Below are 14,758 nucleotides of genomic sequence, written 5' to 3' on the forward strand. Positions count from 1 at the left end.
GGTGTGCGGTGTGCGGTGTGCGGTGTGCGGTGTGCGGTGTGCGGGCGTATCGGTGCGTCGGGTGCGTCGGGTGCGTCAGGGGGGCAGGGCATTCGGCGTCCGAGGTGCTCGATTGGTGTTACCGTTGCTATTACTGGAAAATCAACTGTTACGGCGTGAGCATGCCGACCGGGCGAGCGAGGAGTGCGCGGATGGCGCGGGTTGTCGGATTCGTGGGGGCCGGGCGGATGGGCGAGCCGATGGTGGTCCGGCTGGTCCGGGGCGGTCACCGGGTGGTGGTCTACGCGCGCCGGCCGGAGGTGCGCGAACGGGTCCGGGCGGCCGGGGCCGAGGTGGCGAATTCGGTGGCCGAGATGGCCGCCGTGAGCGATGTCGTGATCGTCTGCGTGTTCTCGGACGACCAGTTGGTGGAGGTACTCGGCGGCCCGCGGGGCGTGCTCGCGACCGGGCGCAAAGACTGCGTCGTCGTCTCGCACACCACCGGAGCCGTGTCGACGGTTCGTGGTCTGGCCGCCACTCATTCCGATGGCCCGGTACTGCTGGATGGTCCGGTGAGCGGGTCGGCTCAGGACATCGCCGCGGGGGAGTTGACCGTCCTGCTGGGTGGTCCGGCATCGTCGGTGGCGCTCGCGCGGCCGGTGCTGGAGTCCTATGCCGGCACCATCGTCACCACCGGTGAGCTGGGCAGCGCGTTACGCGTGAAGCTGGTGAACAACGCGCTGTTCGCCGCCAGCGCGCAGTTGGTCGCGACGGCCGCGGAGATCGGCCGGAAGATGGGCATCGCCGACGATGATCTGCTGCGCGCGCTACTTGTCTGTAGCGGGCGCAGCTATGCCATGGAGTCGATTCAGCGCATCGGCGGGCCGAGCGGGTTCGAGCGGGTGGCCGCACCGTTCCTGCGCAAAGACGTCGCGGCGTGTCTGGCCGCGACCACCGACAACGGCATCGAGCTGGGGCAGCTCGCCGCCGTGATTCATGATGGCCCACTGGATCTCGGATGACCGCAAAAATTACGCCCGGGGTCGCAACGACCGAAAACGACCGGTCGACAGGGCAATCCGCGACACCGGCCGCGATTCTGGAACGGCAGCGAGCGGCATTCCTGCGGGAGGGGCCACCCTCGGCGGCGGTGCGGCGCAACAGGATCGATCGGCTGCTCGCGATGGTCCTGGACAACGTCGATGCTTACGTGGACGCGATGACCGGCGATTTCGGTACACGGTCGCGGACCGGGACATTGTTCGCGGAGATCATGGGCATGCTCACGACCATCGAGCACACCCGCTCGCATGTGCGCGACTGGATGCGGCCACGCAATCCGAAACCGGCAGCGCGCCTCTACGGCATCCGCGCTCAGGTCCAGCCCACACCGCGGGGCGTCGTCGGCATCATCGGCCCGTGGAACTTCCCTCTCCAGCTGGTTGTCGTGCCCGCCGCGGCGGCCTTCGCCGCGGGCAATCGGGTGATGCTCAAGATGTCCGAGATCACTTCGCGCACTGCGGAATTGACTCGGAAACTAGCGCCCGACTATTTCGATCAGTGCGAGCTGGCCGTCGTGACCGGCGGCCCCGACGTGGCCGCAGCCTTCGCCGAGTTGCCCTTCGACTGTCTGTTCTTCACCGGATCGACCCGGGTCGGCAGGCTGGTTCAGCGTGCTGCCGCAGAGCATCTCGTGCCTGTCACGCTCGAACTCGGCGGGAAGAATCCGGTCGTCGTGGCGCCGAATGCCGATATCCGGCGCGCAGCTGGCCGGATCGCGCGGGCGCGCATGGTCAACGGCGGGCAGGTTTGCGTGTGCCCCGACACCGTTTTCGTACCGGCCGAACGAATCGACGCCTTCGCCGACGCGGTCCGCACCGCTCTGCGAGATATGTTCCCGGCGATCGCCGATGACGACGAGTACACCGCGTGCGTCGATACCGTGAACTACGATCGCGTTGTCGCGCTGGTCGATTCGGCACGCCAGGCGGGCGCGCACGTCGAGCAGATCGTTCCACCGGGTGAGACACTGCCGGATCCGGTGTCGCGCAAGATCGCACCGACCATCGTCCGGGACGTCACCGACGACATGCCGATCGCCACCGAGGAAATCTTCGGACCGGTGCTCGTCGTGCGACCGTATTCCGCACTCGCCGAGGTGATCGAGCACCTGAACCGGCGTCCCGCGCCCCTGGTCGCCTACTGGTACGGGCGCGGCGATCGCGATTTCCGCGCACTCGTCCGGGCGACCCGCAGCGGGGGCGTGTCCCGCAACGATTTCGGCATGCAGATGTTCCCGGCGGACGCGCCCTTCGGTGGGGTCGGCGACAGCGGCATGGGCGCGTATCGCGGCAAAGCCGGCTTCGATACCTTCACCCACTATCGAACTGTCGTCGGCACCGATCTTCCGTTCATGATCACCGCCCGTGCCGCACCACCGTTTTCGGGCATGCTCCGTCGCGTCACCGATCTCGCCCTGCGCCGCGCGCATCGGCGCACACACCGCCGGATAAGGCGCACAGCGCGGACCTGAGCGCCTCTCCCGCTCGGCGTGGGCCGCCGAATCCGTACTTGTAATCATTCCCGTAGGTATTACAGTTGGTTTACTCTATTGGTGTCGGCCAGTCGACCCAGGAGGCGCAGTTGTCTCGTCCGAGCAGCGTATCCGCACCGGTAACCTCGCAATTGACCCTGGTGGAGGCCGCGGATGCGGTCGCGGCCGCCCTTCCCGATCGTGAGCTGGTGGTGCAGGGCGATCGCCGGTGCACCTATGCCCGGGTCGCCGAGCAGTCGCGGCGGTTGGCGTCCTACCTGCACGCGCGCGGGCTGGGCTGTCACACCGAGCGATCGGCGCTCGCCGGGCACGAGACCGGGCAGGATCTGCTGGGCATCTACGCCTACAACGGTCCCGAATACATCGAGGGGATGATGGGGGCGTTCCGGGCGCGAGTGGCGCCGTTCAACGTCAACTATCGCTATGTCGAGAGCGAATTGCAGTATCTGCTGGCCGATTCCGGTGCGACCGCGCTCATCTACCACGCCGCGTTCGCGCCCCGCCTGGCCGAAGTACTGCCCGGCCTGACGGCGCTACGTGTGCTGATCCAGATCGCCGACGACTCCGGCAACGAATTGCTGGACGGCGCGGTCGATTACGAGACCGTCGTGGCAGCCACCGAACCGGATACGCAGCTGCCGCAAGCGGTTCCGGACGATCTGTATGTGCTGTACACCGGCGGCACCACCGGCATGCCCAAGGCCGTGCTGTGGCGCCAGCACGACATCTTCATGGCCGCCTGCGGAGGCCGGGACAACAACACCGGTGCGGTGATCGATTCGTACTCCGAGGTCGTCGCGCGAGCGGAAGCGAATCCCGGTGTGCGCCTGTTGCTTCTGCCGCCCATGATGCACGGTGCGGCACAGTGGGCGGTGCTCACCGCGATGACGACCGGACAGACGCTCGTGCTTCCCACTGTGGTCGACCATGTCGATGCCGAGGAGATCGTGCGAACCATCTCGAGGGAGCGCGCCGCCGTGGCGATCGTGGTCGGTGACGCGATGGCGCGTCCGCTCCTGGCCGCGATCGAGAAGACGTCGGCCGACGTGTCGTCGCTGGTGGCGTTGACCAGCGGAGGCGCCGTGCTGAGCCCGCAGATCAAGCGGCGTTGGATCGATGCGATCCCCGGGCTGGTCGTACTGGACGCGGTCGGTGCCTCGGAGACCGGCGCGCAGATGCACCACGTGTCGGCGGCCGGATCGGTGTCCACCGGCAGGTTCGCCGCGGGCGCGGATACCTGTGTGGTGGCCGAGGATTTCGGCTCGGTGCTGGCCGCGGGCCACGAGGGCATCGGCTGGCTCGCCCAACGCCGTTTCACGCCCCTGGGCTACAAGGGCGATGCCGTCAAGACCGCGATCACCTTTCCGCTCATCGACGGCATGCGCTTCGTGATTCCGGGCGACCGGGCTCGGCGCTTGGCCGACGGGTCCATAGAACTGCTCGGGCGCGATTCGGTGACGATCAACTCCGGTGGCGAGAAGATCTTCGTCGAGGAGGTCGAGATGGCGATCTCGTCCCATCCGGCCGTCGCCGACGTGGTCGTGGTGGGCCGCCCGAGCGAGCGATGGGGGCAGGAGGTCGTCGCCGTCGTCGCCCTGTCCGAAGGAGCCGAGGCGAGCGACGAGGATCTGATCACTCATGCGGCACTGTCCCTCGCGCGGTACAAATTGCCCAAGCACGTCGTGTTCCGCTCGGAGATCGTACGAAGTCCGGCCGGCAAGGCCGACTACCGCTGGGCCCGCGAACAAGTGATCGCCGCAGGCTGATTCACGGCACGAGACCATATCCGACGGTTTTTGCTGCGCGGGGTTACGCCGTCGCCTGTGCGGCTCGGGCGACGCGGGAGAGCCCGCAGCGCACCCCGGGCACTTGGACGACGTCGTGGATCGGATGGTGCGACAGCCAGGAGTAGTGATCGGTTCGATGGCCTGCGTGGGATCGAGCCCGAGCCCGCCCACTGCCGTGGGCGTAGCCGTTCAGGCCGTGCGTCTGACGCACCGGGGCGGACGCACGTCGTCGGCGTCGGAAGTGCCGGTTCCTGTAGGCGCGATGGTCAGGCGGGGAGCCCTCCCGGCGGGTTGTTCAGCGTCGCGCCCGGGTGGTCTGGGGCGAAGTGTGCTCGCACCGCGCGGAGATCGGCCTTGCCGGAGGGTGTGCGCGGGATGGCCGTGACGAGTGCGATGTCGGTGGGAATCTCATAGGGGGCCAAGCGGTGTCGCAGATGTTCGATGAGGTCGCCGGGTTCGGCGGAGTGGCCGGAGCGCAATTCCACCATCGCGACCGGTGTTTCGCCGAGGCGGCCGTCGGGGCGTGAGACCACCGCGGCGCCCAGGACGGCGGGATGGCTTTCCAGGGCGCCGCGCACATCGTCCGGCATGATCTTGAAGCCGCCGCGGATGATCGCCTGATCGGCGCGGCCCATGATCCACAGGAAGCCGTCGGCGTCGATGCGGGCCAGGTCGGTGGTGCGGATCCACTCCGCGGTCGGGCCGAGCTGGCCGGGTGCGACTTCCAGGAGGCCGGGACGGTCGGCGTCCAGGACGGTGCCGTCCTCATCGACCACCCGCAGCCGTGAACCTCCGGTCGCCCGGCCTACGCTGCCGCGCTTGGCGTTCCAGTACCGCCGGTGATCGGCCAGGGTCCAGCCCGCGACCCCGCCGCCGAATTCCGTTGCGGCATAAGAGGTGAGGACAGGGATTCCGAACTTCTCGTGGAACGCGTCGGCGTCCGCGGCCGACAGCGGCGCGGTACCCGAGGTCACGACCTGGATACCGGTCAGATCCTCCGGGCGCAGATCCGAATGCAGCACCGTGCGCAGCGCGGCGGGCACCAGTGACACGGCCTTGGGCCGATGCGTGCGCACGGCACGGGCCCAGCGCTCGAGCTCGAAGCGGGGGAGCAGCACGAAGGGCCGGGCCTCGACGACACACTGCAGCACCCGGAACACGCCGCCGATGTGGACCATCGGCGCGTTCACGATCGCGACGCCCTGCCGCGGTCGCGCGGGAAGCGGCGCGCGGTCCGGCTCGGGGCCGAGCACGCTGTGGGCCAGCATGTCGTAGGTGATGTCCACCCGTTTGGGCGGTCCGGTCGTGCCGCTGGTCAGCATGCGCACGGCGACACCGGGGTGGGTCGGTCCGTCGAGAACGCGCCTGCCGGGGAACGCGTGCGGTTCAGCCGCCATGCCCGAGATCGCCACGGTCGCCGTGCCGGGCGACGGCACGACCAGGGCCGCCAGATCGTCGGGCGCGCCGATGATCAGGGGCAGCCGGAGCGCGGTGATGTCGGCCCGTGTGCGCTCGTCCCCGCGGGCGGGATTGAGCACCACAACGGTGCCGCCGCCCAGCAGGACACCGAGCAGGGCGGCCACATGTTCGGGCCGGTTGCGCAGCAGGATGCCGACCGTGCGATGGCCCGCCGGGTGCGCGAGCACGAACGAGCGGATGCTCCCGGACAATTCGCTCAGCTCACCGAGGGTGTACCACCGGTCGTCGTACTCGATCGCGAGCGAATCTGGTTGCAGCGCCAGCATTTCGGCGATACGACGACTCAGCGCATGCCCGGAGTGATTCATCGGCACTGCCATTGCGGAGTCCTCTTCTCCACGAATGCCCGGGGCCCCTCGAGCGCGTCTTCGGTGCGGGTGACTCGTTCGCGGAACGATTCGGCGAGCATCTCGGCCTCGTGCAGCGGCACGTCCAGGCCCTTGAGGATGGCCAGCCGGGTGCCCCGGACGGCCAGGGGCGCATTGGAATTCACGATATCCGCGATCTCGTGAGCCCGCTCGAGCAGCCGGTCGTCCGCGACCACCTCGGTGATCATGCCCAGCTCGTAGGCCCGCTGCGCGCTGAGCCGCTCGTGCTTGCCCAGCAACGCCATTCGCAGCGCGACCGCCCGCGGCAGCACCCGGGCCAGGCGCACCACCTCGCGGCCCGCCACCAGCCCGATGCTGACGTGCGCGTCGAAGAAGGTCGCCGACTGCGCGGCGATGACGATATCGCCGGTGGTGACCCAGTCCAGCCCGGCGCCGCAACACAATCCGTTGATCGCGGCCAGGATGGGCTTGGTCATGCTGCGGAAGGGCGGTGTGCCCTCCTGGGGCGCCTCCCACTGCTCGTAGGTGGACAGATAGGGGCGCTCGTTGATCACCTTGCCGTCGCCGGGGATGGCCTTGACATCCGCGCCCGCGCAGAAGGCGCGACCGGCGCCGGTGACGACGATCGTCCAGACATTATCGTCGTTCTCGGCCTCGTCGTAGGCGGTCCGTAGTTCGGTGATCATGTGCGGGGTCAGGGCGTTGAGCGCCTGCGGGCGGTCGAGGGTGATCGTGGCCGTATGCCCGTCGACGCGGTACACGATGGAGTCGAACGACATTGGGGCTTCCTTCGTGGGATTGTCATGGTACTGAACGCGTCTCGATCAACCGGCTCGCGCGGTCGAGAATGCAGTGCAGTCCGAATTCGAAGTTGTGGTCGTCCGGTGTGCCCGCGCGCAGCCCGTTCGACATGGCCTCGGCGAGTAGCGGTGTCGTGTCCGGCGCGATCAGAATGCTGTCGTAGTATGCCCGCGCCTCACCGTCCGAATCGCCGTTCTTGTCGTAGAGCCGTTGCAGGACAACCGATCCCCGGACGTGGAGGTTGATCGCCGAGTAGAGGTCGAAGGCCTCGGCGGCGGTCAGGCCGGTGTCCACCAGCCTGGCGACCGTCCGCTCCACCTGCTCCGCGCCGATCCGGCTGGCGTGCTGGCTCAGCGCCGACCGGATCAGGATGAGGTCGCACAGAATCGGATTGGCCAGGAAGGTGTGCCGCATCGTGCGCGCGTGGTTCGCCAGTGTCTCCCGCCAGTTCGCCGTCTCGACGAACGGGTACGGGATCGCGTAGACCTGCAGCCGCAGCGCCCGATCGGTCATGGCGTTGAGCAGGTCGTCCTTCTTGCGGAAGTACCAGTAGATACTGGTGACACCCACCTGTAGGTGTCTGCCCAGCAGCGGCATGCTCAGGCCGTCGATGGATACGCGTTCGGCGAGTTCGAATGCGCCGTCGATGATGTCGTCCGGATTCAGCGAGCCGCGTTCGCGCCGCTGCCGTTTCCCGGCGCTGCTGCGTTCGGCCATGGCTAGCCGCCCGGCGTGCCGGTGAAGACGGGCGCGCGCTTCTCGGCGAACGCCGCGAACGCCTCGATGACGTCGGCGCCGGTCAGATTGACCGCCTGCGCCCGCGTCTCCTCCGCGAGCGACTCACTGAGTGTGCGAACGGTTCCCGCGTTCAGCAGCGCCTTGGTCTGGGCGAGCGCGAGCGGCGGCCCGGACGCCAGCCGCACGGCGAGTTCCTCCACGAACGTGTCGATGGCGTCCTCGGGGCGCACCCAGGTCACCAGCCCGAGGCCGCGCGCCTCGTCGGCGTCGATCGTCTCGGCCAGCAGCGCCAGCCGCTTGGCCTGTTGCAGGCCGACAAGTCTCGGCAGCAGCCACGAACCGCCACAGTCCGGCGACAGCGCCCGACGGGTGAAGATCTGGCAGAACCGCGCGTCGGGCGTCGCCACCACCAGATCGCATCCGAGCGCGAGATTCCATCCGGCGCCGGCGGCGACGCCGCGCACCTTCGCGACGGTGGGCACGGGCAGGTCGTGCAGCAGCTGCACGACGTCGTTGATGGCGTTCATCTCCCGACTCGGATCGGGGAATTCGTCCATCCCCGCGGCATCGGAGATGTCGGCGCCGGAGCAGAACGAGCCGCCGGAGCCGGTGAGGATGACCGCTCGCACGTCGGAATCCTTTGCGGCATGGTGAAGTTCGCCGCGCAGCGCCGCCCACAGGTCGCGGGTGATCGCGTTCTTCCGGTGCGGGCGGTTCAGGGTCAGTGTCCGCACATGACCGCTTTGCTCGGTGAGCAATACGGGTTCGTCGGTCACGGCTCCTCCTCGGCGTCGATCGGCAAGCGGCTCAGGCGATGACATCGAATGTCACCCGTAATGTGTTGGGGGAGCGGAACGGCTGGCCGAAGATGTGCGGATCGCCCTCGGGGAGCAGGGTGAATCCGGTCAGGCGGTTCAGCAGGCATTCCATCGCGACCCTGGTCTCCATCCGGGCCAGGTGCAGGCCGAGACAGGTGTGCGCGCCGGCGGTGAAGCTGATGTGCGGAGTGTGGGTCCGGAAGATGTCGAACTCCTCCGGGCGCTCCCATCGAGCCTCGTCGCGGTTCGCCGAGCCCAGGCACAGATCGAGCACCGCGCCCCCGGGGATCGCGACGCCGTCCAGCTCGGTGTCCTCGGTCACGGCCCGCTGGACCATCGTGAGCGGCGTTTCATAGCGCAGCCCCTCCTCGACGGCCTGCGGAATCAGATCGTGCCGCTGCTGGATCCGATCGAACTGGTCGGGATGCGTCAGCAGCAGGTACAGCAGGTTTCCCGAGGACCGGTAGGTGGTCTCCAGTCCGGCAGGCAGCAGCAGGCGCAGGAAGGAGTAGATGGCCCGGTCGGTCAGCTTCTCCCCGTCGATCTCGGCGGTCGCGAGATCGCCGATGATGTCGTCGGCCGGGTCCGACCGGCGCTGCTCGATATGCCCGAGGAAGTACTCCTTCAGCTCCTCGGACGCCTGCAAGGCCCGCGGAACCTTGTTGGCGTAGTTGATGATCGCCACGGCCGCCTTGCGGAAGAACGGCAGATCTCGCTCGGGGAGGCCGAGCAGTCGCGCGATGACTCGGGTCGGGAATTCGAAGGTGAACTCCCTGATCAGATCGGCGGAGCCCCGGACGGCGAACTCGTCGATGAGCGCATCGCAGATCGGCCGGACGATCTCCGGCTCCCAGCGCCGCAGCGATTGCGGCTTGAACGCCGTGGCCACCAGGTTCCGGTGAGCCCTGTGCATCGTCCCGTCCATGGCCAGGATGGTCGGTCCCATGAATATGCCGATGGTCGAGTCGTAGAACTTGGAACTGAACACCTGACTGTCGCGCAGCGCGGTGTTGACCGCGGAGTAGGAGACCGCGGCGTAGCTGTCCGTGGGGCGCAACGATTCCGGGGTCTCGGAGTAGTCCATGACCGTTCCGTGGAACACGCCCGCCTCCCGCCGCCTGGCGGCGAAGAAAGGGTAGGGATCGCGCGGATTCAGGGTGCTCCCGGCTGGCGCCGAGTGGTCTCCAGCAGAGGTATCCACGGCTCACCTTTACGTCGTAGCAGCGCACGGGGTCGGTGCGTTCCATATACTGTAATTGATACAGTATATACGACTGGCGATGGTTGTGTCGTTCCGTCGGTCCGGTGATCATCGCGCACGGCAGATCCTCGGCGCGAGGCTATAGATAGGGATACAGTAAACAAATCTGTGATGCTTTCTCCGGTCGTTTCGGTACGGGAGGCGGAGAGTGTGGTGCGATGAGTGAGTGGACCCTCGGCGAGGTGCTGGACACGCTCGCGGCGGCGGTACCGGATCGGGTGATGACCGTCTGCGGCGACCGGCGCGCAACGTTCGCCGAAACAGCGTCGAATACAAGGCGTTTCGCGAACTTCCTGGCCGATCGCGGATTCGGTGCGCACACGTCGCGGCCGCTGCTGCACCGCTGGGAATGTGGTCAGGACCGGGTCGCGCTGATCATGCGCAACGACCGCTACACCGATGCCATGCTGGGCTGTCTGAAGGCTCGTACGGTCCCGGTCAACGTCAATCATTACTACACCGTTCGTGAGATCCGGGATCTGCTCGACTACGTGCGGCCCCGGATCGTGGTCTACCACCGCGCTTTCGGTGACAAGGTCGCCGGCGTCGTGGCGGGGATGGACGTCGATCTGCTCGTCTCGGTCGACGACGGCAGCGGGGTGAACGAACTCGCGGAATCGGTCTCCTATGACGACTGTGTGGCCCGGGGTGATCCGGATCGAGTGATCGCGACCGATCCCGACGACCTGGTGATGATCTGCACGGGCGGCACCACCGGGCGGCCGAAGGGAGTCCTGTGGCGGCAGAGCGACATGTACGTCTCGGCGATGAGCGGCGGCGATCACGAATCCCCCGAGTCGCTGCACGAACTCGCCCGGGCCACCGGGCAGGTGTGGCTCGCGGCCTCGCCGCTGCTGCATGCCGCCGGGACGTGGACGGCGCTGGCGGGTGCGCTGTCCGGGCAGACGGTGGTGCTCTACGACGACCGCGAGAAGTTCGACGCCCGTAGGGCATTGAGCACCGCGGAGCGGGAGCGGGTGACGATGATGACCATCGTCGGCGACGCCTTCGCCGGACCCCTGGTGGACGAGATGCGCACCGGTGCTTACGACCTGTCCTCGCTGATGGCGATCGGGACCGGGGGAGCCGCCACGAATCCGGAGCACAAGCGGGCGTTGATCGGCATGCTGCCGCACGTGACCATCGTGGAGGGATACGGGTCCTCCGAGACCGGGGGCATGGGTTTCGGCCGCAGCACCCGGGACGCGCAGATCGAGACGTTCGCCCTGATGCGCGGTGGCGCCGCGGTATCCGCCGATCGGACGAGATTCCTGGCGCCCGGCGACACCGAAATCGGCTGGGCGGCACGGATCGGACGCGTCCCCTTGGGATACTTCGCCGACCGGGAGGCCACCGAGCGGACCTTCCCGGTGATCGACGGTGTACGCATGGCCATACCCGGCGACCGGGCGACCGTCGAGCCCGACGGCAGTCTCCGGCTGCTCGGGCGGGACTCGCTGGTCGTCAACACCGGCGGCGAGAAGGTGTTCGTCGAGGAGGTCGAAGGAATCCTGCGGGCGCACAGGGGAATCCGGGACGCCCTCGTGGTCGGCAGGGCCAGCGAGCGCTGGGGCCAGGAGGTTGTCGCGCTGGTCTGTGCTCGCGAGCTCACCGCCCCGACCGAGACCGAAATGCGGGAGGCATGCCGGAATCTGCTCGCCGGATACAAGGTGCCCAAGCAGTTCATCTTCGTCGACGCGATCGCGCGGCTCGGCAACGGCAAACCCGACTATCGCTGGGCAGCCGAGCGCGTCGCGGCCGGCATCGTCACGGAAATCGGAGGGTGATGAATCACCGTGTAATCGACTGCCTCGTCAACGTCCACTTCGGCGAGGCGCCGGCACAGCCGCGGTGGATGCAGGCCGTGCGGGAGGACTATTTCAAGGGCCCGAAGTCGATGTTCGACCCGGTCGATCTCGGTCGGCTGCTGGAGGAGATGGACGAGCAGGGTGTGCGGCGCGCGATTCTCATGGACTCGCTCTCGAAACCCTCGGTGACCGCCAGAAAATTCGTAGAGGCCCGGCCGGATCGTTTCTCGCTGGCCGTTGGCGGGATGAATCTGCTGCGTCCGATGCCGTCACTGCGTGAACTTGTCGCAGTGGTGAACAGCCTGCCGGTCGCCTACGCCGCGGTGGGCCCGAGCTTCTGGGGCGACGGGATGTACCCGCCCAGCGATGCCGTGTATTACCCGCTCTATACCAAGTGCGCCGAACTGGGTCTGCCGCTGTGCGTCAACACCGGTATTCCAGGGCCGCGCATTCCCGGCGAGGTGCAGAATCCGATTCATCTGGACCGGGTCTGCGTGCGATTCCCCGAGCTCCGGTTGTGCATGATCCACGGCGCCGACCCGTGGTGGGACGTGGCCATACGGCTGTTGATCAAATATCCGAACCTGCGTCTGATGACCTCCGCGTGGTCACCGAAAAGGCTGCCCGAGAGCCTGCTGCACTACATGCGCACCCGTGGCGGGAACAAAGTCATATTCGCCTCCGACTGGCCGGTCCTGCCCGAGCGCAGGGTCGTTCCGGAGGCATTGGCTCTCGACCTGCCCGACGATGTGCGCGACAACTACCTGTACGGCAACGCGGAGGAATTCTTCTTCAGCGAAGCGAATCTCGACGATCAGGAGAAGACGTGAGTGACGTCGTGGACGAACAGTCGGCCCCGAGCGTTGCGCTGGGACTGCGTGCGGCCGAACACGCGGAAACCCGGATGCTCATCGACGGCGAATTGGTCGCGGCGGCGTCCGGCGCGGAATTCGCGAATATCAGCCCCGCGACAGGCAGAGAGCTGGGTGTCACGGCGGCCGCCGGCGCGGAGGATATGGACCGGGCCATCGCGGCGGCCCGGCGGGCATTCGACGAATCCGACTGGTTGGCGAACCGGGCGTTGCGCAGGCGCTGCCTGGAACAGTTGCAGAGCGCCATCGAGGGCGACAGTGAGCTACTGCGGGAGGAATTGATCGCCGAGGTCGGCTGCCCCCGGATGACCACGCAGAACGCCCAATTGGATTGGCCGCTGGCCGACGCGCTGCGCTATCCGGCGCGATTGATCGATGAATTCGAGTGGGAGCGAACGCTGGACGGGGGAGGCCTGTTCGGTGAGCGCAATGTTCGCACCGTCGTCCAGGCGCCCGTGGGTGTGGTGGCGGCCATCTGCCCGTCGAATTTTCCGGTGGAGGTCATCCTCAACAAGCTCGGTCCGGCCCTTGCCGCGGGCAATACCGTTGTGCTCAAACCGGATCCGAACACGCCCTGGAACGCGACCAGGCTGGGACGGCTGATCGCCGAGCACACCGATATCCCGCCGGGCGTGGTCGATGTCGTGCCCACCCCGTCCAACGAGGTCGCCGCACTGTTGTCCAATGATCCACGGGTGGACCTGATCTCGTTCACCGGATCCACCGCGGTCGGCAAACACCTGATGCGCCAGGGCGCCGACACGATGAAACGCATGTTCCTGGAACTGGGCGGAAAGTCGGCGCTGATCGCGCTGGACGACGCCGATGTGGGCGCCGCGGTGCGCGGCGCGCTCGGTATCTGCGTGCACGCGGGCCAGGCCTGCGCGGCGAACAGCCGGATGCTGGTGCACCGTTCGCTGTTCGAGCCGATCGTGGCCGCGCTCACCATCGCGTTCGAGACTGTGCCAGTAGGTGATCCGACGCTACCGGAGACGCTGGTCGGTCCCGTCATCAGCGCCGCGCAGCAGGCTCGGGTGCTCGAGGTCTGCGAGCGCGGACAGCGGGCGGGCGCGCGGCTGGTGACCGGCGGTGGTCGTCCCGAGGGCCTGTCCGGTCACCTTGCGGGCGGGCACTTCCTGCGGCCGACGCTGTTCATCACCGAGGACAGTGCGAATCCGCTGGCGCAGGAGGAGGTCTTCGGGCCGGTGCTGACGGTCCTGCCCTTCGACGACGACGATCAGGCCGTGCGGATGGCGAACGACAGTGCCTACGGGCTGGCCGGCGCGGTGGTGTCGAGTTCGCTCGATCGCGGTATGGCCATCGCGCGGCGGGTCCGATCCGGTGTCTTCGGCGTGAACGGCGGCATGTTCTACGGCGCCGACGCGCCCTTCGGCGGAGTCAAGAACAGCGGCGTCGGCCGTCAGTGCGGAGTGGAGGGTTTCCGGCAGTATCTGGAAACCCGGACGATCGCCTATCGCGCCCCGAGGAAGCGTTGAGAGTGCCGGTTACAGCTCGATGGGCGCGCCGGCCGTGAGCGAGGTGATGAAGCCGGCGTCGACCTGGATGTCCTGGCCGGTGACCCATCCGGCCTCGGGGGAGGCCAGGAACGCGATCACCGGGACGATGTCGTCCACCGTGGCATGTCGGCCGGCGACGGTGCGGACCGTGTCGAGCATGTCCTTACCCATCGATTGCTCGAAATCGGGGAGGATCGGCGTCTCGGTGGGGCCCGGGCTGACCGTGTTGACGCGTACCCCGTACTTCGCCCACGCGGGTCCGGTCAGCCGCTTCACATACAGAATGGCCGCCTGCTTGGAGGTGCTGTAGACGGGGTAGCTGGGATCCTGGGCGGCCTGCCAGCGTTCCACGGCCTCGGCGTCGGTGGCCTCCAGCAGGCCGTTCAGGGCCTCGATGCGCTGCTCCCAGCCGACCGCGGCCACCGAGGCGACGGTCACCACGGAGCCGCCGCGTCGCAGCAGCGGCAGTGTGCCCTCCGTCATCAGGCGCATACCGAGATAGTTCACCCGCAGCACGTCGTTCGCCGGCGCGGTCCCGGGCAGCCCAGCGACGTAGGCCAGCAGATCCCAGCCCGGGTCGAGGCCGGCCAGCAGTCCGGCGATCGCCGCGGCGTCGCGCAGATCGCACCGCGCGAACTGCGATGCGGGCGTTGCGTTGTCGCGGATATCCACCGCGAGGACGTGATCGCCGTGGTCGTGGAAGTGGGCAGCGGTCGCCGCGCCGATCCCCGAGCCCGCTCCGACGACGATGACTTTTCGCTGCGCAGGTCTCATATCGACCGTCCTTCCGGGAGATGCCGTCGAATGTGCCGCGC

Annotated in this window: 12 protein-coding genes; 6 read left to right on the forward strand and 6 right to left on the reverse strand. The window is 67.7% G+C overall.

All coding sequences use genetic code 11. The features are described 5' to 3' along the window. The first annotated feature begins 191 nt into the window (after window positions 1–191). From JZ791_RS31905 to JZ791_RS31915, 3 genes are all read left to right on the forward strand, one after another. Window positions 192–1,001, forward strand: a complete 810-nt coding sequence (locus tag JZ791_RS31905) for an NAD(P)-dependent oxidoreductase (protein ID WP_216899531.1) — start codon at window positions 192–194, stop codon at window positions 999–1,001. Between the two features lie 74 nt (window positions 1,002–1,075). Then, window positions 1,076–2,512, forward strand: a complete 1,437-nt coding sequence (locus tag JZ791_RS31910; RefSeq protein ID WP_308163197.1) for an aldehyde dehydrogenase family protein — start codon at window positions 1,076–1,078, stop codon at window positions 2,510–2,512. A gap of 110 nt (window positions 2,513–2,622) precedes the next feature. Next, entirely contained in the window at window positions 2,623–4,299 is a 1,677-nt protein-coding gene (locus tag JZ791_RS31915; RefSeq protein ID WP_438804579.1) for an acyl-CoA synthetase, read from the forward strand. A 287-nt stretch (window positions 4,300–4,586) separates the two neighbouring features. Here JZ791_RS31915 and JZ791_RS31920 read toward each other — a convergent pair whose 3' ends face one another. From JZ791_RS31920 to JZ791_RS31940, 5 genes are read right to left on the reverse strand one after another with little or no spacing between them, the layout of a single operon-like run. Further along, window positions 4,587–6,119, reverse strand: a complete 1,533-nt coding sequence (locus tag JZ791_RS31920; RefSeq protein WP_254206690.1) for a class I adenylate-forming enzyme family protein — start codon at window positions 6,117–6,119, stop codon at window positions 4,587–4,589. Beyond that, a complete protein-coding gene (locus JZ791_RS31925) occupies window positions 6,104–6,907 on the reverse strand; it encodes an enoyl-CoA hydratase/isomerase family protein (RefSeq protein ID WP_216899534.1) in 804 nt (267 codons plus the stop codon). The genes JZ791_RS31920 and JZ791_RS31925 overlap by 16 nt, the downstream gene beginning before the upstream one ends. 22 nt (window positions 6,908–6,929) lie before the next feature. After that, a complete protein-coding gene (locus JZ791_RS31930; protein WP_216899536.1) occupies window positions 6,930–7,646 on the reverse strand; it encodes a TetR/AcrR family transcriptional regulator in 717 nt (238 codons plus the stop codon). A gap of 2 nt (window positions 7,647–7,648) precedes the next feature. Continuing rightward, on the reverse strand, window positions 7,649–8,443 hold the full coding sequence (locus JZ791_RS31935; RefSeq protein WP_308163194.1) for an enoyl-CoA hydratase/isomerase family protein: 795 nt from the start codon (window positions 8,441–8,443) through the stop codon (window positions 7,649–7,651). 31 nt (window positions 8,444–8,474) lie between these two features. Beyond that, a complete protein-coding gene (locus JZ791_RS31940; protein ID WP_308163195.1) occupies window positions 8,475–9,686 on the reverse strand; it encodes a cytochrome P450 in 1,212 nt (403 codons plus the stop codon). Window positions 9,687–9,904: 218 nt separating this feature from the next. Here JZ791_RS31940 and JZ791_RS31945 point away from each other — a divergent pair, with 218 nt between their 5' ends. From JZ791_RS31945 to JZ791_RS31955, 3 genes are read left to right on the forward strand one after another with little or no spacing between them, the layout of a single operon-like run. Beyond that, window positions 9,905–11,533, forward strand: coding sequence for an acyl-CoA synthetase (locus JZ791_RS31945; protein WP_216899539.1), 1,629 nt, complete (start codon window positions 9,905–9,907; stop codon window positions 11,531–11,533). Further along, complete coding sequence (locus JZ791_RS31950) at window positions 11,533–12,384, forward strand: amidohydrolase family protein (protein WP_216899541.1); 852 nt, start codon at window positions 11,533–11,535, stop codon at window positions 12,382–12,384. The genes JZ791_RS31945 and JZ791_RS31950 overlap by 1 nt, the downstream gene beginning before the upstream one ends. Next, window positions 12,381–13,922 carry an aldehyde dehydrogenase family protein gene (locus tag JZ791_RS31955; RefSeq protein ID WP_216899543.1) on the forward strand — a complete coding sequence of 514 codons (1,542 nt, stop codon included), beginning with the start codon at window positions 12,381–12,383 and terminating at the stop codon, window positions 13,920–13,922. The genes JZ791_RS31950 and JZ791_RS31955 overlap by 4 nt, the downstream gene beginning before the upstream one ends. A gap of 9 nt (window positions 13,923–13,931) precedes the next feature. On the opposite strand, the gene JZ791_RS31960 is transcribed toward JZ791_RS31955, so the two are convergent. Further along, window positions 13,932–14,717: an SDR family oxidoreductase gene (locus JZ791_RS31960; RefSeq protein ID WP_216899545.1), complete on the reverse strand. Its 786-nt coding sequence runs from the start codon at window positions 14,715–14,717 to the stop codon at window positions 13,932–13,934. Window positions 14,718–14,758: the final 41 nt, after the last annotated feature.

The sequence above is a fragment of the Nocardia alni genome (genome assembly GCF_019038435.1).
In the GTDB taxonomy this organism is placed as follows: Bacteria; Actinomycetota; Actinomycetes; order Mycobacteriales; family Mycobacteriaceae; genus Nocardia; species Nocardia alni.